This window comes from Caproiciproducens galactitolivorans (assembly GCF_029266045.1).
Lineage (GTDB): Bacteria > Bacillota > Clostridia > Oscillospirales > Acutalibacteraceae > Caproiciproducens > Caproiciproducens galactitolivorans.
The window spans coordinates 136,819-157,866 of sequence record NZ_JAJUFJ010000003.1; the positions used below are offsets into that span (position 1 = coordinate 136,819).

Annotated in this window: 22 protein-coding genes, 2 tRNA genes and 1 riboswitch; of the genes, 11 read left to right on the forward strand and 13 right to left on the reverse strand. The window is 45.2% G+C overall.

What is annotated here, in order from left to right; translation table 11 throughout:
- Positions 1–8 precede the first annotated feature (8 nt).
- Positions 9–518: a hypothetical protein gene (locus P9B68_RS04100; RefSeq protein ID WP_135659755.1), complete on the reverse strand. Its 510-nt coding sequence runs from the start codon at positions 516–518 to the stop codon at positions 9–11.
- 173 nt (positions 519–691) lie between these two features.
- Here P9B68_RS04100 and P9B68_RS04105 point away from each other — a divergent pair, with 173 nt between their 5' ends.
- From P9B68_RS04105 to P9B68_RS04130, 6 genes are all read left to right on the forward strand, one after another.
- Positions 692–1,129, forward strand: coding sequence for a YaiI/YqxD family protein (locus tag P9B68_RS04105; RefSeq protein WP_135659751.1), 438 nt, complete (start codon positions 692–694; stop codon positions 1,127–1,129).
- A gap of 64 nt (positions 1,130–1,193) precedes the next feature.
- Complete coding sequence (locus P9B68_RS04110) at positions 1,194–2,621, forward strand: NAD(P)/FAD-dependent oxidoreductase (RefSeq protein ID WP_277668498.1); 1,428 nt, start codon at positions 1,194–1,196, stop codon at positions 2,619–2,621.
- Positions 2,622–2,775: 154 nt separating this feature from the next.
- Entirely contained in the window at positions 2,776–3,795 is a 1,020-nt protein-coding gene (locus tag P9B68_RS04115) for a hypothetical protein (RefSeq protein WP_277668499.1), read from the forward strand.
- A 197-nt stretch (positions 3,796–3,992) separates the two neighbouring features.
- The gene (locus tag P9B68_RS04120; RefSeq protein WP_135659734.1) at positions 3,993–4,688 is read left to right on the forward strand and encodes a TrmB family transcriptional regulator; all 696 of its coding nucleotides are present in this window, start codon (positions 3,993–3,995) and stop codon (positions 4,686–4,688) included.
- 5 nt (positions 4,689–4,693) lie between these two features.
- Positions 4,694–5,983, forward strand: a complete 1,290-nt coding sequence (locus P9B68_RS04125; RefSeq protein ID WP_135659732.1) for a diaminopimelate decarboxylase — start codon at positions 4,694–4,696, stop codon at positions 5,981–5,983.
- A 52-nt stretch (positions 5,984–6,035) separates the two neighbouring features.
- Positions 6,036–6,109: riboswitch (Fluoride riboswitch) on the forward strand.
- A 142-nt stretch (positions 6,110–6,251) separates the two neighbouring features.
- A complete protein-coding gene (locus P9B68_RS04130) occupies positions 6,252–6,788 on the forward strand; it encodes an inorganic diphosphatase (RefSeq protein WP_135659731.1) in 537 nt (178 codons plus the stop codon).
- A 40-nt stretch (positions 6,789–6,828) separates the two neighbouring features.
- On the opposite strand, the gene P9B68_RS04135 is transcribed toward P9B68_RS04130, so the two are convergent.
- A complete protein-coding gene (locus P9B68_RS04135) occupies positions 6,829–7,872 on the reverse strand; it encodes a PocR ligand-binding domain-containing protein (RefSeq protein WP_135659729.1) in 1,044 nt (347 codons plus the stop codon).
- Between the two features lie 70 nt (positions 7,873–7,942).
- Positions 7,943–8,476, reverse strand: a complete 534-nt coding sequence (locus P9B68_RS04140; protein ID WP_135659728.1) for a type 1 glutamine amidotransferase domain-containing protein — start codon at positions 8,474–8,476, stop codon at positions 7,943–7,945.
- A gap of 477 nt (positions 8,477–8,953) precedes the next feature.
- Between P9B68_RS04140 and P9B68_RS04145 the strand changes: the two genes are divergently transcribed.
- Both P9B68_RS04145 and P9B68_RS04150 read left to right on the forward strand, forming a co-directional pair.
- Positions 8,954–9,027 (forward strand) — tRNA-Gln (locus P9B68_RS04145).
- A 24-nt stretch (positions 9,028–9,051) separates the two neighbouring features.
- Positions 9,052–9,128 (forward strand) — tRNA-Pro (locus P9B68_RS04150).
- A gap of 533 nt (positions 9,129–9,661) precedes the next feature.
- Here the strand turns inward: P9B68_RS04150 and P9B68_RS04155 are convergent.
- Entirely contained in the window at positions 9,662–10,090 is a 429-nt protein-coding gene (locus P9B68_RS04155; RefSeq protein ID WP_277668500.1) for a hypothetical protein, read from the reverse strand.
- Positions 10,075–10,224 carry a P-loop NTPase family protein gene (locus P9B68_RS04160; RefSeq protein ID WP_277668501.1) on the reverse strand — a complete coding sequence of 50 codons (150 nt, stop codon included), beginning with the start codon at positions 10,222–10,224 and terminating at the stop codon, positions 10,075–10,077. Before P9B68_RS04160 ends, P9B68_RS04155 begins: the two co-directional genes overlap by 16 nt.
- Before the next feature lie 94 nt (positions 10,225–10,318).
- On the opposite strand from P9B68_RS04160, the gene P9B68_RS04165 reads away from it, so the two are divergent.
- Positions 10,319–10,690: a hypothetical protein gene (locus P9B68_RS04165; RefSeq protein WP_277668502.1), complete on the forward strand. Its 372-nt coding sequence runs from the start codon at positions 10,319–10,321 to the stop codon at positions 10,688–10,690.
- On the opposite strand, the gene P9B68_RS04170 is transcribed toward P9B68_RS04165, so the two are convergent.
- The 7 genes from P9B68_RS04170 to P9B68_RS04200 all read right to left on the reverse strand — a co-directional run bounded on the left by P9B68_RS04170 (position 10,641) and on the right by P9B68_RS04200 (position 17,550).
- Positions 10,641–11,027 carry a beta/alpha barrel domain-containing protein gene (locus P9B68_RS04170; protein WP_135659723.1) on the reverse strand — a complete coding sequence of 129 codons (387 nt, stop codon included), beginning with the start codon at positions 11,025–11,027 and terminating at the stop codon, positions 10,641–10,643. The genes P9B68_RS04165 and P9B68_RS04170 overlap by 50 nt on opposite strands.
- Positions 11,028–12,075: 1,048 nt before the next feature.
- Entirely contained in the window at positions 12,076–13,812 is a 1,737-nt protein-coding gene (gene arsA / locus P9B68_RS04175) for an arsenical pump-driving ATPase (protein ID WP_277668503.1), read from the reverse strand.
- 1 nt (position 13,813) lies between these two features.
- Positions 13,814–14,209, reverse strand: coding sequence for an arsenite efflux transporter metallochaperone ArsD (gene arsD, locus P9B68_RS04180; RefSeq protein WP_135659717.1), 396 nt, complete (start codon positions 14,207–14,209; stop codon positions 13,814–13,816).
- A gap of 177 nt (positions 14,210–14,386) precedes the next feature.
- Positions 14,387–14,866: a DUF2703 domain-containing protein gene (locus P9B68_RS04185; RefSeq protein WP_330686061.1), complete on the reverse strand. Its 480-nt coding sequence runs from the start codon at positions 14,864–14,866 to the stop codon at positions 14,387–14,389.
- A gap of 59 nt (positions 14,867–14,925) precedes the next feature.
- Positions 14,926–15,261, reverse strand: a complete 336-nt coding sequence (locus tag P9B68_RS04190; protein ID WP_135659715.1) for an ArsR/SmtB family transcription factor — start codon at positions 15,259–15,261, stop codon at positions 14,926–14,928.
- A gap of 631 nt (positions 15,262–15,892) precedes the next feature.
- Positions 15,893–16,402 (reverse strand): hypothetical protein, encoded by a 510-nt coding sequence (locus P9B68_RS04195; RefSeq protein WP_135659714.1) that lies wholly within the window; start codon positions 16,400–16,402, stop codon positions 15,893–15,895.
- A gap of 89 nt (positions 16,403–16,491) precedes the next feature.
- Entirely contained in the window at positions 16,492–17,550 is a 1,059-nt protein-coding gene (locus P9B68_RS04200) for a C39 family peptidase (RefSeq protein WP_277668504.1), read from the reverse strand.
- 446 nt (positions 17,551–17,996) lie between these two features.
- On the opposite strand from P9B68_RS04200, the gene P9B68_RS04205 reads away from it, so the two are divergent.
- The gene (locus tag P9B68_RS04205; protein WP_135659884.1) at positions 17,997–18,479 is read left to right on the forward strand and encodes a methylglyoxal synthase; all 483 of its coding nucleotides are present in this window, start codon (positions 17,997–17,999) and stop codon (positions 18,477–18,479) included.
- Positions 18,480–18,497: 18 nt separating this feature from the next.
- Positions 18,498–18,728, forward strand: a complete 231-nt coding sequence (locus tag P9B68_RS04210; protein WP_135659710.1) for an HPr family phosphocarrier protein — start codon at positions 18,498–18,500, stop codon at positions 18,726–18,728.
- 257 nt (positions 18,729–18,985) lie between these two features.
- On the opposite strand, the gene P9B68_RS04215 is transcribed toward P9B68_RS04210, so the two are convergent.
- Positions 18,986–20,509: a glycosyl hydrolase family 18 protein gene (locus tag P9B68_RS04215; protein WP_277668505.1), complete on the reverse strand. Its 1,524-nt coding sequence runs from the start codon at positions 20,507–20,509 to the stop codon at positions 18,986–18,988.
- Positions 20,510–21,048: the final 539 nt, after the last annotated feature.

Here is a 21,048-nt window from a genome sequence, read left to right on the forward strand (position 1 = left end):
GCTTACTGTTATTGTGAATCGGTATTTTTTAATATTTTGAACCGTTTCTTTACTTCTTCCGTCGGGAGGATCATGCTGTTGTACAGATCCGCCTTCGTTCCTACGTCGTAGGGACATTCCTTCGGCAGTTTACCAATATAGACAGTATTTCCCCTTGTGCCAAGATAGATCGGTTTTGCTGTGTGTTTAGCCGACTCCCATGATTTTTTAGGAACAAGAGAAATGGAGAGCAAAGGGTTTTCCGCATCCCCTTGAAACTCAAAAGAGATGGTGGTCTTTTTTGAACCATCCTTCAGCGTTTTTTCGCTGACGACAGCTTTATAATTTTCCGTTTCCCAACTGTCCGGTATTGCAAAGGAAAATCCCAATTCTTCGTTTGTATAGACGGTTTGCGCAGCAGCGTCTTCCAAAGGCGCGGATAATGCCAATTGCACGGAAGAAGGTTCTGCCTTTGCCGTACATGCGGCAAGAGCGATCATGCACAAGACGAGCCAGAGTAAAAGGGCGGGTTTTCGCATAAATCTCCTTCTTTCGGGTATACGTTTACCAATAAATCATATTCCGGAGGTATACAAATGTCAATGTAAGTATTAAAACTGTAACAAATTCATTACAATACTGTTATAATTAAAAAAAATTTGGGATTTGTGCTATAATAAAATGGCATAATTTTGAAGGCGGCGATGGGTCGATGAAAATTCTGGTGGATGCGGATGCCTGCCCGGTAAAGGAAATTATCGTTCGGCTGGCGCGTGAAAAAGCCCTTCCGGTCACAATGCTGATTGATACCAGCCACGAGATTCATGACGGTTACAGCACTGTTATTACCGTTGACAAGGGGCGTGACAGCGCGGATATCCGCCTTGTCAACCTGATTGAAGCCGGGGATATCGTCGTTACCCAAGATTTCGGCGTGGCGGCAATGGCCCTTGCCAAGGAAGCGAAGGTGCTGAACCAGAATGGGATGATTTACGACAATTCCAACATGGACCGTCTTCTTTTCGAACGCGCGCTCGGCCAGGAAGTGCGGCGCGCCGGTGGAAGAACCGGAAAAATCAGAAAACGTACCAAACAGGATGACCAAGCATTTGAGCGGACACTCTCCCGGATGATTGAAGAAAGTATTTGACAAATTTGTTTTTAATGGTATAATACCTATGTTTTGCTCAAAATTAAGACGTGGGGTTGAAAATATGTTTGATTATGACGTTATAGTAATCGGAGCCGGCCCAGCCGGCATTTTTACTGCCCTGGAAATGGATAAGCTCGCCCCTGAAAAACGGGTTCTGCTTGTCGATTCTGGCAGCGCGATAGACCGCCGCGCCTGCCCGGCAAGGACTTCCGGACAGTGCGCCCACTGTCCTACCTGTAATATTATGAATGGCTGGGCGGGTGCCGGCGCGTTTTCCGATGGAAAGCTTTCCCTTTCGGAGGAAGTCGGTGGCAATATCACCGATTATATGCCGGTTGCAAAAGCAAGGGAATTGATTCATTATGCGGATGAGATCTATCTCCATTATGGAGCGCCGTGTAAGGTGTTTGGAAAAAGCGACAAATTCGCGGAAAAAGTGTCCTATGAGGCGCGCAAGGAGAACATCCGGCTGATCCCTTGCCCGGTACGCCACATGGGAACCGAATATTCCTTTGAAGTCCTGCGCGGTATGTACCGCTATCTTTCCAGCCGTCCGAATTTTGAATTCCGCGAGCATACTACGGCGGATACGATTGAAGTGGAGGGCGGAAAGGCGAAGGGCGTATGGCTTGTTGATTCCAAGGGGGAACGCACCCTGGTGCGCGCGCCTTATGTCGTTATCGCCCCGGGCCGCGGCGGTGCGGACTGGCTTGCGCGTATCGCGCAGGAGAATAATCTTGCTACCATCAATAACGAAGTGGACATCGGCGTGCGTGTAGAGGTCCCGAACGCGGTGATGGATCACCTGACGAAGAATCTGTACGAGGCCAAGCTGGTTTATTACTCGGATACGTTTGAAAATAAGGTTCGCACCTTCTGCATGAACCCCGGCGGGATTGTTAGCGAGGAGCATTACGACGGGGGAATCGACGGAGGAATCGCGGTTGTGAACGGGCATTCCTATGCGGATGAGGATAAGCACAGCGAAAACACCAATTTCGCGCTGCTTGTTTCCACCAAGTTTACGGAACCGTTCAAACGGCCGATTGAATACGGGCGCTATATCGCGCAGCTTGGCAATATGCTGACCGGCGGCGGTATTATGGTGCAGCGGCTTGGCGACCTGCTCCTCGGCAGGCGTACGGATTATACAAGGCTGAAAAAGTCCACGACGATTCCGACCCTTACAAACGCGGTGCCGGGCGACCTTTCGTTTGTGCTGCCGCATCGCCATCTGACAAGCATTGTGGAGTCTTTGCGGGCCTTCGATAAGCTGGCGCCCGGACTGTATTCCAAAAATACGCTTCTCTACGGCGTAGAAGTGAAATTCTATTCCTCGAAGATATCCGTTGGGAATAATTTTGAAACGGCGATTAAGAATCTGTACGCCGTGGGAGACGGGGCTGGAATCACCCGGGGTCTGATGCAGGCTTCTGTGACCGGCATTGTTGCCGCAAGGGATATCGCAGAAAAACAGAAAAAGAAATAAATATTCAGCGAACCTGAAAAACGGGTTCGCTGTTTTTATGCATGGAATAAAAGCTGTGACATATAATTTGATAGATATGCCGTTCTTTCCATGCGAGCAGTTTCCTTTCGTACATCATGGAATAAGCCGGCATGATAAGTGAGGAGGGGATATTTTGCCCGAATATACGTTAAATTATTATATCCGGTCCAATAGCGCAAGGGGCTATGCGAGCTTTTTTGAGTCAAATTTCAGCCGCCTGCGTACGGTTGTCCGCTTAGACGGTTATCCGTCCGTTGCAGTAGCGGATATTGTCGGGAACATTTGCGCCGACGCGCTTGAAAAAAATTTTCATGTCGAGCTGATTCATAACTGCTTGGACAATTCGCTGGAAGGCGTGATCGTTCCGGAAAAAAGCGCCGGTGTTATCAACTTTCCGCTTTATGATGAAGAAGAATTCAGCGTTGCTGCAATTCTGAATGACGAAAACCTGCACCAGACTTTTGCAGGGCTGGAGGCGGCCCGCCGCCATTTTGCCGCGGCGCTGGAAATTCATGACCGATGGGAGCAGATTTATATATCGAATATGGATTTTGCTGCCGCCAACAAGCTGGCATCCGATACGATTGAAAGGGTAATCGGCGGGAATACGCTTGCGAAAAAAGGGGAGCAGATTCATCGCTTTTTCGGCGCGGCAACCATGGACGGTTCCCTTGACTATATCGACAGCCTTACATCCCATCTTGCAAAGCGGTATTTTATCAAAGGGCGGCCCGGAACGGGCAAGTCCACGTTTTTAAAAAAGATTGCCGAGTATGCTTGCGCCGCGGGATATGAAACAGAGGTATACCATTGCGCCTTTGACCCGAACAGCGTGGACATGATTGTTTTAAGAGAGCTTGGCCTGTGCGTGTTCGACAGCACGTCGCCGCATGAATACTTCCCGTCCCGCCCCGATGACGAGGTCATCGATATTTACAAGACCGCGGTTGCGGAGAAAACGGATGAGAAACACCGCTCGGAGATTGCCGCGATCATGACGGACTATAAGGCGGAAATCGCAAAGGCAACAAAACAGCTTGCCCGCGCGAAACGGTATTACGACGAAGTACAGCGGGGGCTTCTTTCGAAAATCAATGCCGGAGCGCTTGGAAATATGGAAAAGAAAATTCACGACAAAATTTTTGAAAGCTGATGATTCCTAAATCTAAAGCGGCTATGGGAAACCATAGCCGCTTTTGCGATTGCAATCATGACGGCTGGGGCGGAATACGCCCCAGCTTTTTTGCCTGTTTTTTCACGCCGGGCGGATATTTTGTATGATACGCTATTGACAAATTGCCCGGAAGCGGTTATAGTGTTCCTATAAAGAAACACTACTGGAGGGATTGCATGGATGCCGCTGAAATGCTGGGCTATTTCGGGCTGACCCGTCAGGAGTCGGTGCTCTACCTCATGCTTTGCTCCGAGGGCAGGATGACGGGATACGAAGCGGCGAAGGCGACGGGGATTTCGCGCTCGAATACGTATACGGCGCTCGCCGGCCTTGTGGAAAAGGGCGCGGCGTTTATAGAAGAGGATACCGCAACCCACTACCTTCCGGTTCCGGCGGAGGAATTCTGCGGTAACCGGATTCGCCGCATGCAGGAATACGCACAATTGCTTACGCAGGTTCTCCCGGAGCAAAGGGAGGAAACCGGGGGTTATATCACCGTAAAGGGCGAAGAAAATATTTTTGACAAAATGAAAAACATGATTGACAAGGCGAAGGAGCGGGTCTATCTCGCCGTTTCCGGGCAGACGCTTTCAAAGCTGATGCCCCAGATCAAGGGGGCTGTCGCTCGGGGGTTGAAAGTCGTGATTATCACCGACCCGCCGTTTGCGTTGGATGGGGCGCAGGTTTATCATACGAAAACCGGGCAGCACCAAATCCGGCTGATTGCGGACTCGAAAAACGTACTGACAGGGGACACCGCGGCAGGATCCGAATCAACCTGCCTGTACTCCCAAAAACGGAATCTGATTGAGCTTTTTAAAGAAGCATTGAAAAATGAAATTACGCTGATCACAATGATGGAAGGAAGTTGATTTTCTTGAAGAAGCCGTTTGTTACACTAGAACAATTAAAAAAAATTACTGAAAAATACCCCACTCCATTTTATCTCTACGACGAAAAGGGAATTCGGGAAAATGTGCGAAGGCTGCAAAAGGCTTTTTCCTGGAATCCCGGTTTCCGGGAATATTTTGCGGTAAAGGCAACCCCAAATCCTTTTTTGCTTCGCCTGTTGAAGGAAGAAGGCTGCGGTACGGACTGTTCTTCTTTAACAGAACTGATGCTTGCGGACGCGGTGGGCTTCCACGGAAGCGATATCATGTTCTCTTCCAATGACACGCCTGCGCAGGAATTTGTGCTGGCAAAAAAGCTGGGCGGAATCATTAACCTGGACGATTTTACGCATATTGACTATCTGAAAGAAGCCACGGGTATTCCGGAAACTATCTGCTGCCGCTACAATCCCGGCGGAACCTTCCAAATCAGCAACGCAATTATGGATAATCCGGGTGAGTCAAAATACGGGTTCCCCTACGACCAGTTGAAGGAAGGGTTTCTCAAGCTGCGTTCGTATGGAGCGAAACGGTTCGGTCTGCATGCCTTTCTGGCAAGCAATACAACGGATGACGCGTATTATCCGACGCTGGCGGGTATTTTATTCCGTACGGCGGTTGACCTGTACAAGCAGACGGGAATTGCCGTGTCCTTCATTAACCTGTCCGGCGGAATCGGCATTCCGTACCGCCCCGAACAGAAACCGGCGGATATTGAAAAAATTGGCGAAGGCGTCCGAATGGCCTACGAAGAAATTCTGGTTCCGGCGGGACTTAAAAATGTGGATATTTACACCGAACTCGGGCGTTACATCCTCGGGCCATACGGCTGCCTTGTCACAACGGCAATCCATGAAAAACATATTTACAAGGAATACATCGGCGTAGATGCCTGCGCTGCAAATCTGATGCGCCCGGCAATGTACGGGGCGTACCACCATATCACGGTTATGGGCAAAGAAAACGCGCCCTGCGACCATCGGTACGATATTACTGGGAGCCTGTGTGAAAACAACGACAAATTTGCAATTGACCGTATGCTTCCGAAAATCAATAAGGGCGATTTGCTGGTAATACATGACGCGGGAGCACATGGGCACGCCATGGGGTACAATTATAACGGTCGCCTGCGTTCTGCGGAGCTGCTCCTGAAAGAGGACGGGCCTGTTGAATTAATCCGGCGTGCGGAAACCCCGATGGATTACTTTGCAACCCTTGATTTTTCGGAAACATTTCAAATATTGAAAAAGCGTGAGAAAGAACTGGGGATTGAATAGTGTGTTCAGATTGTCTCCGAAATACATTGACATTTTATTGGATTATGATAGAATACTTACTGGGAATGAAGTTCTCCCATAGCGAATGCTAAAATTGCTTTTAAAGCTGATGACTTCTGTGGCATACACAGCAGGCATCAGCTTTTTTGTTTACTCCGGGGAGGGGGAAAGAGGGGCGGCTTCTCGGCTCTCCGCTCAGACTAGCTATAATAGCCATACTCAAACCCCGTTTGAAGGGGGCATCGAAAAGAATATTGGAGGGGTATTTTTGAACATTTGGCACGATATCTCCAAAGAAAGAATCCAGACAGACGATTTTTGCGCGGTCATTGAAATTCCGAAAGGTTGTAAAACGAAATATGAACTTGATAAAGGTACGGGTACGCTCTATATGGATCGAATTCTTTATACTTCCGCGCATTATCCCGCAAATTACGGGTTTATTCCTCGCACGATAGCGGAAGACCGTGATCCTCTGGATGTTCTTGTGCTCTGTACTGAGGATATACAGTCTCTTTCTCTTGTTCGGTGTCGCCCGATCGGTGTCATTGCAATGCTGGACAGCGGGTTTGTGGACGAGAAAATTATTGCCGTTCCCTTTCATGACCCTACCTATAACGCCTATCACGATATAACGGAACTGCCGAAACATGTGCTTGAAGAAATGTCGCACTTTTTCTCCGTGTACAAGCAGCTCGAAGGAAAAGCTACGGCTGTTGAGCATATACAGGACGCGCAGGAAGCGAAGAAGATCATACGAGTATGCATTGAAAGATATGAAAAAGAGTATGGCGCAAAAGAATGAACGCAATTAAGGAACGCCTGCCGTTTTCGGCAGGCGTTCCTTAATTTTGCTTCATTAGACTGTTGAGCTGATCGGCAATATGAACGGATTCTTGTATCACGGCAGAAACCTCCTCCATTGCGCTTGACTGTTCCTGGGTCGTATGTAAAGTGATATTAGAGTTGTTTACGGTTTCTTGGATGGATTCCTTGATCTTCTTTGTTAGCTTCATGATATGTTCGGCCGTATCGTTGGAAGTTTGGGACAAGGTCTGAATTTCCTTTGCAACGACGTCGAATCCTCTTCCAGCCTCCCCGACGCGAGCCGATTCTATGGATGCGTTGATGCCCAGAATCTTTGTATAGGATGCGATTTGGGTGATGGATTTCAAAACATCATTAATTTCTTCCGTAATGGTTTCCACTTGCGAAATCTCTTCGTTCAGGTCCTGTTGCCGTTCCGTAATATTCTGCGCGGAGGACGCAAGTTCTTCCAGAGTGGACGAAATCTCGATGAATTTATTTGCCAAAAGCTTAGCGAGATGTTCAAGCTCAATTTTTGCATAGCCGTTTTTGGCGAGTGCATTGACGACAATAAACAAAACTTCCGCGGCGGCGCTGATGCTTTTCATATCCGTAACCTTGATCTTTTTTACCGCCTCGACCAACCCGTCCCCACTAACATCAATTTCATTTGCAACTTTGCGGTAATGCTCCTCCCGGGGGTTTTCCGAAAGTACCTGTCCGCCCAAAACGGTTCCGATCAGTTCGCCGTTAATGATGATCGGTGCGGCAAAATCAATCAGACCCGCGTGGCATTGTCCGACAAACGGCCTGCCGGAGCGGGCGGCCATTTCGCCCATGCGGTGGTGGGATTCGGCACAGCGGCGGTCACCAATTTGAGACTGGTGGACAAATCCGTCGCAAAATCTTGTATAGGAACTGGGATTTGTTACCGGGGTGCCGTTACGGTCTACGGTCACACTGGCACAATTCATACCGATTGCAAAATTATCCTGGAATTTTTGCAACAAAGAGATGTCGATGATATCGCTTATTTCGAGCACCTTCATGTCAAGCGTGCCGTCTTCGTTTGTTTTTATCATACTTTGTTCGTCCTTTTTTGTATTTTGTTTGGCGGTGAAATACGAGTATCTTAATCGTCAGATTTCGTATTTATGAATCCGGATAACGCTTTTCAAGAAGGGAAAGAAAAGCTTTCATATACCCCGGTAGATCCTGCGGCCGGCGGCTGGAAACGATATTGCCATCCACAACCACGGGCTTGTCCAGCCACTTTGCTCCCGCGTTTTCCATATCGTCTTTAATACCCGGCGTGCTTGTGACGTTCTTTCCATTCAGTATTTTTGCGGAAATCAGAACCCAGCCTGCGTGGCAAATCTGACCGATTGGTTTGTTTTCTCTGTCTATTGCGCGAACCATCTCGATCACTTCCGGAAAACGCCGGAGCTTGTCCGGAGCCCAGCCGCCCGGAACCAGAAGTGCGTCGTAATCCTCGATGGCGATGTCCCCAAACGCATAATCGGAAGTGGCAGGTACGCCGTATTTCCCGATGTATTTTTCGCCGGCTTTTTCTCCGACCAGATGAACGGTTACACCTGCTTCCCGAAGCCTTAGAACGGGGTACCACAATTCCAAATCCTCAAAATTGTTTGCAATGAAACAGACCACTTTTAATCCTTTTTTCACTAAATAATCCTCCTTTCATTTTGCTTTTATATATGATTTGAATTTTCTCGAAATTTTATAAAATTATTATATCATAATTCTAGGATGTGGTATTCTAATTTTACAATTTTTTTTATTGTATGATTTTTTATGAGGTTTTTACGCTGTTGCGGAGAAAATATTGCCTGTGTAAATACGGAGGTGCGTAAAGGAGCGCCTATCACAGAGAAAGCACCTTGTCTCCCCCGCAGAGCGCAGGAAGAAGTTACTTCAAAAAAAGATGGCATAAACCGGGAATTTTATAATAAGTTCTGAAAAAATACAAAGTACTAAAAAAATTAAAAAAAAAACTTGCATTTTACTGCTGAATGTAGTAGAATATATCTCGCTGACACGTTAGCCCCCATTACGATATAGGTTAGGTATTGACGGGGTGAACGGAATACAATATATGGTGTGACAAAGCCATAAAGTCATTATAAGTTGCCGATATTTTGATGCGGAATTGTGTAAGGGTAGCACGACAGACTCTGACTCTGTTTGTGAGGGTTCGAATCCTTCTTCCGCAGCCATGGCCCCAAAGAGGGCCGATTTTTCGAGGTGTGGCTCAGCTTGGTAGAGCGCTACGTTCGGGACGTAGAGGCCGCTGGTTCGAATCCAGTCACCTCGACCATGAATGATAAAGGGTAAAAGTATATGCTTTTACCCTTGTTATCAAATAATTTTTATGTATCACAAAGGATTGTTGGCGCAATCACATAGGAATAAAGGTTCCTCTCCTAGGTTCTCTGGAAGCTGCCCCCAATACAGTAACGTTGGAAAAACAAAAATTGCAAGGAAAATTTAACAATATATCGTTTGAAAGACCGTATTTATTCCGGTCTTTTATTTTATTCTAGTGTTTTTGTATTCTCTGCATTCAGATATATCGCTATATCGAAAAATTTGATATTAGTGCTTTTAAATCATAATTGTGCTAGCAGCCGCACGTTCAAACAATAATAAAATAGCGCAAAAAGTGGCTGGAAACTGGACAATTTTTAGTGGCTTTGCAATGTGCAAATGAAAATCAGCACGAATATATTGCAATCTTGCTAGAACATATGTATTTACTCAAGTACCAAGCATCCATCCTCAAATGCGGTCGGGTAAGTTAGTGGCATCATACGGTTTTTGAATACAATGATATAGGCATATACATAAAATCTACCTCCTGAATTCAACCGGCTTAGTCAGCCGGATAACGCGTATAAGGGTTACAAAAATCACAAGAGCCGTAATAGACAAGGAAATCTTCCCCTTGGTTGTGCAAAACAGAAACCCTTTCCAGTCATTATTCAAAGCGCATGCGGCCAGAATAATCCCTCCAATGATTGCAAGCACAGATAAATACATTTTTATTTCTTTATACATTTCATAGTCGAGTTCCTCGGAAACCGTACGCATTTTGGAGAGCTTCGCCACAATAGGATAGGTTGTTTCATTTTCTTCCAAACGATAGCCAATAAGACTGATCTCGTCCCCATATGGTGCGGAATATTTTAAGATGTCTGTCTGGGAAATCCGGGACTGTGACAACAATTCACCTAAAGAGGGGTGATTCTGCTTCCCGGCAGGAGTCAGGACTGGAAGCATGGCGTTTCTTCATCACAGGTGACGATCGCAACGCTCCGTTTTATTGCTTCCAGTCCTTTTGCGATCTTCACAGAAAGGGTGGTTTTTCCACTATCCGGGCTGCCCCAAATCGCAAGAACCTGATTATTGTTCATTTGTTTTTCCTCCCTGTTTGGATGCAAGGTACTGGTCCTGTGCGTCTATAAATTTCCGCGCTGTTTTCTCGTCTCCCCGGTAAACAAGGGATGCGTGGATGGTGTCGTTAGCGTTATAGTCGATGAGGTTTTTTTCTGCTCCGGTGTGACCAATACGGTCAAGGTGGTAGGCATTTCATTCTTTGTGGAAGTACTGGTATTATCTTTTCTTCCTGTTTTTATGTATTTATGGATCCTGGCGAATAACCCGATGGCTAACCCGAGTTATACGGAACGGATTTCGGCTCTCGCTTTGCAAGGCAATTCTTATCGAGAACCAGACGAACGGGAATCCCATCCTGAGCTAAAAGAGCAGATCGAGTACGATTATTTTGAGGAAAACTTCCCTGATGACCTAGGCGTCATTTCAGACATGATCATCCGCCTTCCATTCTGTGGCAGCCCACAATCCACTTTGCTGGAATAATACCGCGATAAATATACCATTTGTCGCTGCCATCCCACCCTGTCACAATCTGTTGAGCTTCTTCCGGCATATCTGCCACAAAATCAATCGCCCGTATAAGCTTTTTGCGATAGTTGTCTGGTATATTAACGGTCAGCCTATACGCTGTGCGGCTATAATCGATTAAGTTTCGGGTTGCCCAGCTTTGCTTGCGTGGGTCAGGCTCTGTAGTGAGCCATTGACAACGCGGTATGAGCTTATACACGCCGTCTACAAGTTTCGGAAATTGCCCCAGCGTAAGTCCCTCGTGCATGATGCTGTCTTTGTGCTGTGCCGCACAAAAATGATATATGTTCATTTTCGTCTCTCCTGCATTGACATTTTCATTTCTACTGTAAATTGTAATCCCATAACGGCTCCTCCTTTTCCTGCCCTAACTGGATGAAATAATTATGGCAGAAGGCCGGTTTTAATTTGTTTTCCCTGATAATTAACAGGGAAGCCTCTGTGTCATATTTTAATCCACCAGTTTAGGTCCGATATGCCAATCGTCGTAAGTTTCCGTATGCCCAGCGTACCAAGCAATACGGAACGGACCGCAAGCTCGTGGCATACTCCCGATCGACCTCCGCTTCGCGTCCCTCCTGCGTTATTGGTAAGTGAGTGTACATGCAGGCGTTCAGAAATTCCTCTGATTCCGGGATATCAGTTGCGTCTAAACCGTCCGACCCGTAACATAGTCTTTCCTTTGCCATAAAAATCTCTCCTTTTTTAATTTGATATCAAGGTATAGAAAATTCGATGTAATAGAATTGCCTTGGCTCTGCGGATATCTTATGAAAGATACAGTAGGCAGAATTCGGACATTTCCTATACCGGTTAAAAAATAAACATTTTTGAATATGCTTTAAGTTTCTCTGATATGCCGGTTTGCTGGTAATAATCTTGATTTTTCCAATTTCCTGCATTCTTACATATTGTACCTTATGGAGCATAAAAGCTAACCGTTTAACGGACGATTCGCTTCCTGTGGCTGCTTTTTGTTTATCCGCAGAGACCCAGGTTTTGGCGATATGGAAGCACCGGGAGTTTCATACAATTCTTGTGCCGGGCAATTTGATTCCTCCTATTGTTTATTTTTTTTAGCTGCTCTATTGAAAACGATAAAACCTCTGCGACAGGGAAGACAGTCCCGTTACAGAGGTTTCATTAATTTCGTTGTTTGCTTTTTGTATCGTATAAAGTTTTGGATTTCAGGGCGCATTGTCCTCCCATAGGTATTCCCATCGAGGATTTTTTAACCATTAAGCACGGCAATAGAAAAGATGTGCCGTATTCAGCACCAAGCATACTATGGTTCACGATTTGACGGTGACAGAAATGCGACTTTTATTATTTTGTTTTCCTCACAGTTCCAACAAACGGTCACCTTTGATATCCTCAGGATGCCATGAAATCAGTACGAATTTCCCATTTGCGTGTTCGTTGATGTGGTTGAGCCATTCTATTTCGCCAGCAGCCTTAGCTGTCAGTATGGGACTCGAAGTATCCGTGCCATAAAGTGACTGATTGACCACCCACCACTTGGCGGCAATGCCTGCACGCTTTAAATCCTCCTCAAGACGAAGAGCCTCATAGACCGGAGTTGCTTCGGGTAAGGTTACTATAATGACCTCAGTTTCGTCTGATTTCAGCCGTGGCAACAGCCGTGCCACCGATTCGGGTATTTCGCCTTTAGTGCGCTCAATTTCATGATTATAACTCTGCGTTGACTCCAATAGGAGCAGAGTGTGTCCCGTGGGAGCTGTGTCTATGACAACCACTCGATCGTCTGCCATGTTAACTATCTCCGCAAAAGCGCGGAAAACAGCTATCTCCTGCGTACAGGGTGAACGGAGATCTTCTTCGATATAGGCAATATCCTCGTCACTCATACCGGATGCGCGCGCTTTGGAGAGCACCTCCTGCTGATACTTTTTGAGTTCCTTGGTTTCATCAATATGGCTCATGGATATACCGCAGGTTTCGTCTATCACAAATTTTAGATGCGCAGCCGGGTCAGTAGTGGTAAGGTGGACTTTCTTACCTCGCTTTGCAAGGCCGAGCGCAACAGCAGCCGCAACGGTTGTTTTACCAACTCCGCCTTTGCCCATCGTAAATATGACGCGCTTGCCCTCTGCTGCCAGTTCATCGATCATATTGCTGAGTGAGGGAATATGGTCAGTATTTAACTTCCGTGGCTTAGTGGACACATAATTGGTAGTAAGCAAAGCACGCACATTTTCCAAGCCGGTTACGTTATAGGATCGCAACGGTACCATAAAGATTGGTAAAGTCTTTAATTTTTCCGGTATAGCCGAAATAGCTGTTTGCTGTTTTTCGTAAAGGCTGGAAGAAAGGGTATCTGTATGTTCCAACAATAGTCCATTTATAACCAGTATTTGATTGTTAACACCCAATGCAGACAATTCACCGGAAGCCCGTTCTGCTTCTTTAAACGGTGCGGTTTCGGGACGGGTAACAAGAATCAGAGTGGTCAGGTCCCCGTCTGCCAGCGTTTTCACGGCTTGCTTGTAGATCGCTTTTTTGCTCTCTAAACCGGAAAGTTGGCCGAGGCAGGATGCGCCATGAGTGCTTTCACTTATAAAATTGCTCCAAGCAGAAGGAAGCTGAAGCATTCGCAGGGTGTGGCCGGTAGGAGCAGTATCGAAAATAATATGGTCATACTCCTGCTGAACCTTTGCGTCTGTTATGAAATTGGAGAACTCATTAAACGCCGCTATTTCTATGGTGCAGGAGCCGGAAAGCTGCTCCTCCATATTTGCGATAACGGATGCTGGCAGCTTGCCCCGATAAGGTGCGATTACGCTCTCCCGATATTCAGCTGCGGCCTGTATAGGGTCAAGGTTGGCCACATATAAATTTGGTACACCGGGGATAGGAGTACCCTTGTTAGACAGTTCCATAGAGAACACGTCCTGCAGGTTGGAAGCCGGGTCGGTGCTGATAAGCAGCACACGTTTGCCGCTATCCGCAAGTGATACGGCGGTGGCACAGGCGACGCTGGTTTTACCAACCCCGCCCTTGCCGGTATAGAAAAGGTATTTCGTTAATTTGATCTTTTGCGGGTCGAATAAATTCAATTTAACAGCAACCTCCCTTGCAATTACAACCGCCGGAATTTTTCTTAGTAACCTTTACCTTAATAGGCTGGCTTTTGGCTTCCAACACATCTTCGGGAAGATCTAGCAGCTTCGTAAATTCTTTGTTAGTGGGGTATCGGCCTGTAATGACAATCTTGCCGTCAACTATTACTGCTGGCAATCCCCTTGTTCCTTTTTCATTGATATAGGCGTTAATGGTTTTGTCTTTGATAAATTCGGCAGGTGCGCTGTTAAGGTTGAAGCGATCAACAATTACACCATGCTTTTTTAACGTGTCAAGCACTGTAGAGATACGCATAAGTTCTGGGTCGACGCCCACACCGCAGAGTCCGGTTGGGCAGCACATGGCTGGTTCGAATATTTTCATTTTTTTCATAGTAAATAACTCCTTTAATATCATTTATTTGTTACCAACCGCCGGTCGGGAAACCAATGGCGGGTGATAAATGTACTAGCGTACATATTATCGGAACTTCCGTCAATACGCCAACCGCGCAGGCCAGCACAACAGGTGAATCGGGGCCGAACAGAATTCCTTGTGTTTTTTCTCAGCTCATATCATATTACCGCTTTTTTCATACAGTTCAGTTTCATCCTTATGTGCCTTGGATATAAAATATTTTTCAAGATTTTCAGGAAGCTGATAGGCTTTGCGCTCAGGCTCATGTTTTCCAGCGTTATATACCTCGCGCAGGATTGCGTCTACAATCAATTCCTTTGTAGGGGATGTGTATTCGACTCCATTATATACCCATACGCGGCAGTCAACATTCTCTCCACAAAGCGTTCCACAATCCTCGCAAAGTGATTCTCTAAGCTCTACAGCGATATCATTTCCATTTACGCGGATGGTCGGCGAACTGATAAATTGATATTGAATCGCCAACTCTTTCGTTGCAATATTTACTTTGTTTACCTTGACTTTATATCCCGCCGCATTAAGCACCACGGCTATACTGGAAACCGCTTCGTCCAGTACCTTTTCAGTATTCTGGCATCTGCCGCATATGGTCGTGGTCCAGATATAGAAAATCGATGTTAATCGGCTTTTTCGGTTGCGGCTGGCAACAGTTTTCGGATGAACAACAACATTTACTCATTTTCATTACATCCCTTACAACAGTTTGCGTTTTCTCTGCAAATACAATTCTCCTTATCGGATGTGATCGCACAGAAAAATTGCTTCGTTTTACGGATAGTATCATCATCCAGCGAGTAATACGTCCATTTACCTTCTTCCCGCGCTTTAACAATCCCACATCCACACAGAGTTTTCATGTGATGAGACAATGTGGATTGGGACATTTCAAACTTCTCCAGAATCTTGCAGGCACAAAGTTCCCCGCAGGAAAGCATATCTACGATCATCGCTCTTTTGGGATCTCCCAACGCTTTAAACACTTTTGTGTTATCCAAATAGTAGTCCATAGCACTTCCTCAAATCTAAAGTCTTCGATATGATACATTATATGCTTCAAATCGAAAAGTGTCAATATAAAATTGTAAAAATTTGTGACTTACCTGTCATTACGATTAGGCATGTACCTATTAGAATTTTATGTTCTGGTATTAATCTATCACTACAAGTTTGCTTGTCAATCAGGTATGTCGGAAAATGAACAGAAAGAATTTAGCCGCCTTCTTCGAATTGCTTTGGAAAACATGAATCATATTGGAAATAAATAACAGGTAGGATCAGCGTCTTCCTTAGTATTTCTGATAGGTAATGTCTACACTAGTAGCGTCAAAGCCTGAACACACATCTTCGGTGGTAGTGATACAAGGCATGTGAATACGAAAGCTCTTCTGACCTTATGGCACAGCCGGTGGTATTTGTTACACAACAAAAAGGGAAACTAACCGCAAAAGCAGGTAGTTTCCCTTTTTTCGGTAGTACCATTGTGCTGGTGAGCGAGCCGGGCACAATAAAAAGACTTATTAATTTAGCGAGATAAAATGAGCCGTTAAAAAGTCCTTTTATGGAAACCACGACTATTCGACTATGATGATTTACTCCTATCGATTTATATAACCCAATAGGACAAGACATGATCTTCGCTTAGGATACATTGCCAGGTTTCAATAGCCCCTTTAATTGAAAATATTGTTCCATCTCCTCTTTTATCTTCTCCGGGCTATCATTGACAGAATAAATAAATTCTTTTTGATCCGGCATATTGATCCAATTATTACCGTCGAACCGTTGCGGGACGGCTGATACCCAAATGCTGTAAGCTTGAAGTGTATCGTAATTGGCAAAAGCAACGAATCGCAATTCATAACCAAGTGTTTCTGTCAGGCTATAATGAAGCTGTGCGTGAAAATAAAAGGCTTTAGGATCCGGAGGATCCTGGTCAAAATAGGGAAGAACAGGATGTTCGATTCCGGCACGTTTGCTTGCCGCTCGGGCTGCTTCTTTCTGGGGTTTGCTATCGTCCAAAAGAGGCTTCATGCTCCACTTCGAAATTCCGTTCTGAACAGGGATCTCTTTCCATTGTGGTTGGGAAAATAGTTGGCGTAGCTTAATAGAATTCTCAGATTTGCTTTTGTTGCTTTGATTAACAACCATAGCAGCGATCCCTCCAATAGTTATAAAAAGACAGGTAAACACAACTAAGATTTTGCGTTTGTTCAAATGTACTATTATGAATCTCCCCCTTAATAAGTCGGCAGCATCTCATGTAAATATGATGATGAGAGCCAGACATAATTTTTCCATCCATCATTAATATAAAGCTGATTGTTACTAGGATCCCCATCATCCGCATACCCAACTGAGACCACATAGTGATAATTATACTTGGGTGTTCCGGGTTCAGTTGATAGTAATGTTGGTAGATTATCCTCCACTCTTTTACAAACGCTAGCCCAATCATACGGGGAATCTACTGCATAAAGATAATAACCGTTTTGACCAACACTTTTCGAATATGCTGTTATTAATGATGCCATAAGTCTCTCACTGATTCCAGTAGTTGGGTACCCACTAGATATACATGTATTATAAATTGAACGTTTAATTTGTTTTTCTGAAGATAAACTACTTGGCAAATAATTGTTGCTTACATATTTATCATACCATTTCTCAAGCATTGCCAAACCATTAATCCCACAGTCCCCATAGTAACTTCCGGCATTAAAAGCCCAAGAGGGATCCCCAGCGCCGGGTATAGATACTCGTGTAGCGGATCTGGGATTATTGGATAATTTTTCAATCATAGTTTGTTTTATTGCATTATCTATCGTTCCGGATTTAGTTTGTGGGCCGGAAGACAATTCCGCTAACGGTATAACGTGATTTGTTCTAATATTAACTCCTTTACCGCCTTTAACCTTGATATAATCTAACGGACCCATATAAATAATATCATCGGCAATGCTAAATGGTGTGCTATGGTTTAATGATAATTCTATGATTTTCAAGTCTGCTAAATTTACAATTGCATATCCGTCCTTTTGATTTGCCTTAAATGTTACACACAGAAATGCATTATGACCATTACCATCTTTTAGTGTTTTACCACCAGAAATGCTAATATCGGTATTATGCATATGTTTTACAAAAGCTTTAACATAATCATTTTCGATTTGAAAGCTAGTATTATTAACCACCGAATACTTAGAATTCGTATCAACATCTTTTGTTGCAGCAAAAGCACTTGACGACGCCGACAGGAGAAGGACAGCAACCAAAACTAAGCTTAATAGTTTTTTCATAGGGGTAGAGCTCCTTTCAATATTTTATTTCTTAAGACTTCACGAAAGTGCTATCAATTTTCTAAAGATGGCAAGAAAAACGATGTTGGTACCAACCAACTTTATTCTATATTAAAATTCTAATTTGTCAATACTAAAATTGTAAATATTTTCCATTTATGTAATAGAGCTTTATCAAACGGACGCCTGACGTTATGAACACCACAATTAGGACAAAATTTAGTTTTTTTTCCACAATGTTTTCTTTGCATACAGAACATTGAATTTCATGAAACCATTCATCGCTCCAGCCAACCCAGTACCATGCACTTGCCGGGCGAACGGGTCATACCGATAATTTGCACTCTGGAAATATCTTTTGTGTTATAGCGGAATAATCATTATATGATGTATAACATGTGGTAAAATAATGAAAAATGATTTTGAAATGAGGTAGGGGAAAATTGATGGATAACGGATTTATTACATTTACCATTGGAAAACAAAAAAACATCGCGTTAATTGCCCATGATGGGAAAAAGCGCGAACTAATCGAATGGTGTGCGGAAAATCAGGATATCCTCAGAAACCATTTCTTATGCGGAACCGGAACAACGGCAAGGCTGATTGCGGAAAAAACCGGACTTCCCGTAAAGGGTTATAACAGCGGCCCTTTGGGTGGCGACCAGCAAATCGGGGCCAAGATTGTAGAGGGTGTAATCAATTTCATCATATTTTTTTCCGACCCATTGGAGGCACAGCCGCATGATCCGGATGTAAAGGCGTTGTTAAGGATTGCTCAGGTTTATGATATTCCTATTGCAAATAATAAGGCAACTGCCGATTTTATGATCCGTTCTCCGCTGATGAATCAGGAATATGAACATAAGGTCATTAATTTCAAACAGAAAATTATTGACCGTGTGAACGATAGCCAGCTGATTAAGTAGAAAAGTAGGGGATATAGTATGATTTCTGTAAAAATACGAATCGATAGCGTGGATAAAGTAAAAAAATTCTCCTCCATTATTACGAAGGAGAATCTCAATTGCGAACTCGTCGAAGGAGTTTATATTCTTGACGCAAAGTCTATTATGGGAATTTTCAGCCTGGATTTAACAAAGCCGATTCAACTAAATATTCACTCCGACGACAAGGAGATCCTGAATAAATTGCAAGATTTCATTGTCAATGAATGATAAGCCGTCATGGCTGGCGCAGAAAATACGGTACTTTTTGCTTTCATCCTCGAATGGTAATCGGCTGGCTTGTGTTTGGGCATTCCGCAGGAAAATGGTATAACGTTGCTTCCTGCTGTTATTAGAATTCAGATAGGCTTTTAAAAGGATTGTTTGCCCATGAATCCGTTTCCTATGGTTTCGATCAGGACTTTCTTCATATACCGATCCATTCCCCTGCCGTCGGAGTAGATAAGCGGCCAGGGGAATGTTGTGGATTAGTGAAGATTATTATAAGCCGCAGACAGCAGCGTGTTATTTCGGTCGTAGCTTAGTTCCCACGCCGCCACGCCTTTCAGACCGTGCGAAGCGGAATACTGCGCCTTTAAGGCAATTGAGGAAACATCGTCGTAGCTAATAAACGTACTGCCGCCGGACAGGGTCGGAACCTTCGCTTCGGACGGATAAAAACTCGACAGCAGTCCCTTTGACAGGTAATTCGAAACAATCGAATCATAACCGATTGCTTTCGCGCTTGTGAACCGGGAATAAAGCCCGTTGTTTTCTGCGCTTACTCCGTTGTATAGATAACCGTAGAACGGCAATCCCATGACAAGCTTCTTTGCGGGGAAGCCCGCGTTTTGCCACGCCTGTAGGGAAGAAACAACGCTAGCCTTATACTGCGGGGAGGAATCCGTCGGGGTATAGAGCGGTGCGTTCAGATCAGAGTAGGTATCCCACGGCCCGTGCATATCGTAAGTCATATCGACCGCGTAATCGACACAGCTTGCAAGCTGCGAAAGCTGAACATTGCGGGTATAACTGTCCGAGGAACCGCCCGCAAAGGTCAGGTAATAGTATTTGCCGTCGGCGGCCGCCTGGGCGTTCAGCGCGGAGCGCAGGGCCCGCATAAGCAGGGTGAAATTTGTTTTATCCGCAGCCCGGCCGGCAGCGCCGCCGCTAACTGGATATTCCCAGTCAATATCCACTCCGTCGAAACCGTACTCCTTAATAAAAGCTACACAACTTTTTGCAAAGGCTTTGCGCCTCGCATCGGTAAGGGCGGCATCCGAAAACCGGGCGGAGCCGTCCCACCCGCCAATGGTGATAAGGGTTTTCAGACGGGGATGTTTCTTTTTAAGAGCTGTGAGCTTTCTGAAATTCGCGTAGTCAACAGAAGGGTCATTCACCGCGATTTTCAAATTTGCGTCAATATCCGCAAAGGCATAGTGTACGACATTTATCATGGAAGCCTTGATTTTATCGGGTGTAAAGCCGCTGTGGGCCGACCAGTTGGCATAATAACCTGCCGTTATTTTTGACGGCAGCGCCGAAGCCGGCAATTTTGCCGCCGGTTTTGAGGAAGTAGCGGATGATCTCGATGTGCTTGCGGTGCCGCTCGATGTTGGTGCGGAGGAACCGGATGAGGAGGAAGAACCGGTTGCAGAAGAACTGGGAACGGAACTCGACGGGCTGTTCACCGCGTGAATATTTTTAAGGTATGCCCCGTAAACCCAGCCTGTTCCGTTGTTGAATGTAATTTTGTGCCATCCCTGGTAGCTGTTCATTATGTATGCGGTGACGCCTTGCGGAAGGGAACCAATAACCCTGGATGTTTCGGCATAGGTTTCGTGAACATACAACGGGTTTGCCGTAACGGTACCTGCGCGGGTCGTCTCGTTTGTCTTGGTGGATGTTCCGCTTTTCACCGCCCCTCCTTCGGCGAGCTGCGAACCGGAAGTGATACTTACCATCAACACAAAGATGAGTAAGGCGGAACATCCCTTTTTCCATTTTAGCACTACTGAATACCTCTCTGTCATCAATCATTCCATCTATTTTCCAAAGCTGGCTGGCTTGGCTTAGCGTTTTCCTAGTTATTATAAAAGATTTGTATCGCCGGAAACAATGAATAAATAATGGAAACCCGGAAGGTCAGGGAATGGGGGCTGTGGTATTGCCCGGTGTGTTCCCATGTGGAGTTATGGCGGTTGATGCGGAGATTTTGCTATAAGATAGAGTTTTATTTAAAGGCTGGATGTGAATCCGGCCTTTATTTTTTTAATTCGAAAACCCCTGGATATGCCGGAAATAAAAAAGTTTTAGCGTTGAGCAAAAATGCGGACTAAACCTTACCCGAAATTCTGTCATATCGGTTTCAAAGAGAAGCCAGACAGCTTCCGTGAACAATTGGTAGGGAGGGGGGAAGCCCCAAAATGCTTTCGATTTTTAATTTGCTTTTTGCGCGGGAGAGGGCAGGGGTGAGAAGGATTGTTGCAAGCGCATGCTCATATGGCATAATGAGTGATGAAAGTGGTTATACTGCCAGCGGTTTTAATGG

What these genes read in the sequence shown, in the direction of transcription:
- P9B68_RS04100 (WP_135659755.1), bottom strand. Translation starts at nt 518, where the DNA reads ATGCGAAAACCCGCCCTTTTACTCTGGCTCGTCTTGTGCATGATCGCT.
- P9B68_RS04105 (WP_135659751.1), top strand. Translation starts at nt 692, where the DNA reads ATGAAAATTCTGGTGGATGCGGATGCCTGCCCGGTAAAGGAAATTATC.
- P9B68_RS04110 (WP_277668498.1), top strand. Translation starts at nt 1,194, where the DNA reads ATGTTTGATTATGACGTTATAGTAATCGGAGCCGGCCCAGCCGGCATT.
- P9B68_RS04120 (WP_135659734.1), top strand. Translation starts at nt 3,993, where the DNA reads ATGGATGCCGCTGAAATGCTGGGCTATTTCGGGCTGACCCGTCAGGAG.
- P9B68_RS04135 (WP_135659729.1), bottom strand. Translation starts at nt 7,872, where the DNA reads ATGATAAAAACAAACGAAGACGGCACGCTTGACATGAAGGTGCTCGAA.
- P9B68_RS04155 (WP_277668500.1), bottom strand. Translation starts at nt 10,090, where the DNA reads ATGCTTCCAGTCCTGACTCCTGCCGGGAAGCAGAATCACCCCTCTTTA.
- P9B68_RS04160 (WP_277668501.1), bottom strand. Translation starts at nt 10,224, where the DNA reads ATGAACAATAATCAGGTTCTTGCGATTTGGGGCAGCCCGGATAGTGGA.
- P9B68_RS04170 (WP_135659723.1), bottom strand. Translation starts at nt 11,027, where the DNA reads ATGAACATATATCATTTTTGTGCGGCACAGCACAAAGACAGCATCATG.
- arsD (WP_135659717.1), bottom strand. Translation starts at nt 14,209, where the DNA reads ATGAAAAAAATGAAAATATTCGAACCAGCCATGTGCTGCCCAACCGGA.
- P9B68_RS04190 (WP_135659715.1), bottom strand. Translation starts at nt 15,261, where the DNA reads ATGGACTACTATTTGGATAACACAAAAGTGTTTAAAGCGTTGGGAGAT.
- P9B68_RS04195 (WP_135659714.1), bottom strand. Translation starts at nt 16,402, where the DNA reads ATGGTTGTTAATCAAAGCAACAAAAGCAAATCTGAGAATTCTATTAAG.
- P9B68_RS04200 (WP_277668504.1), bottom strand. Translation starts at nt 17,550, where the DNA reads ATGAAAAAACTATTAAGCTTAGTTTTGGTTGCTGTCCTTCTCCTGTCG.
- P9B68_RS04205 (WP_135659884.1), top strand. Translation starts at nt 17,997, where the DNA reads ATGGATAACGGATTTATTACATTTACCATTGGAAAACAAAAAAACATC.
- P9B68_RS04210 (WP_135659710.1), top strand. Translation starts at nt 18,498, where the DNA reads ATGATTTCTGTAAAAATACGAATCGATAGCGTGGATAAAGTAAAAAAA.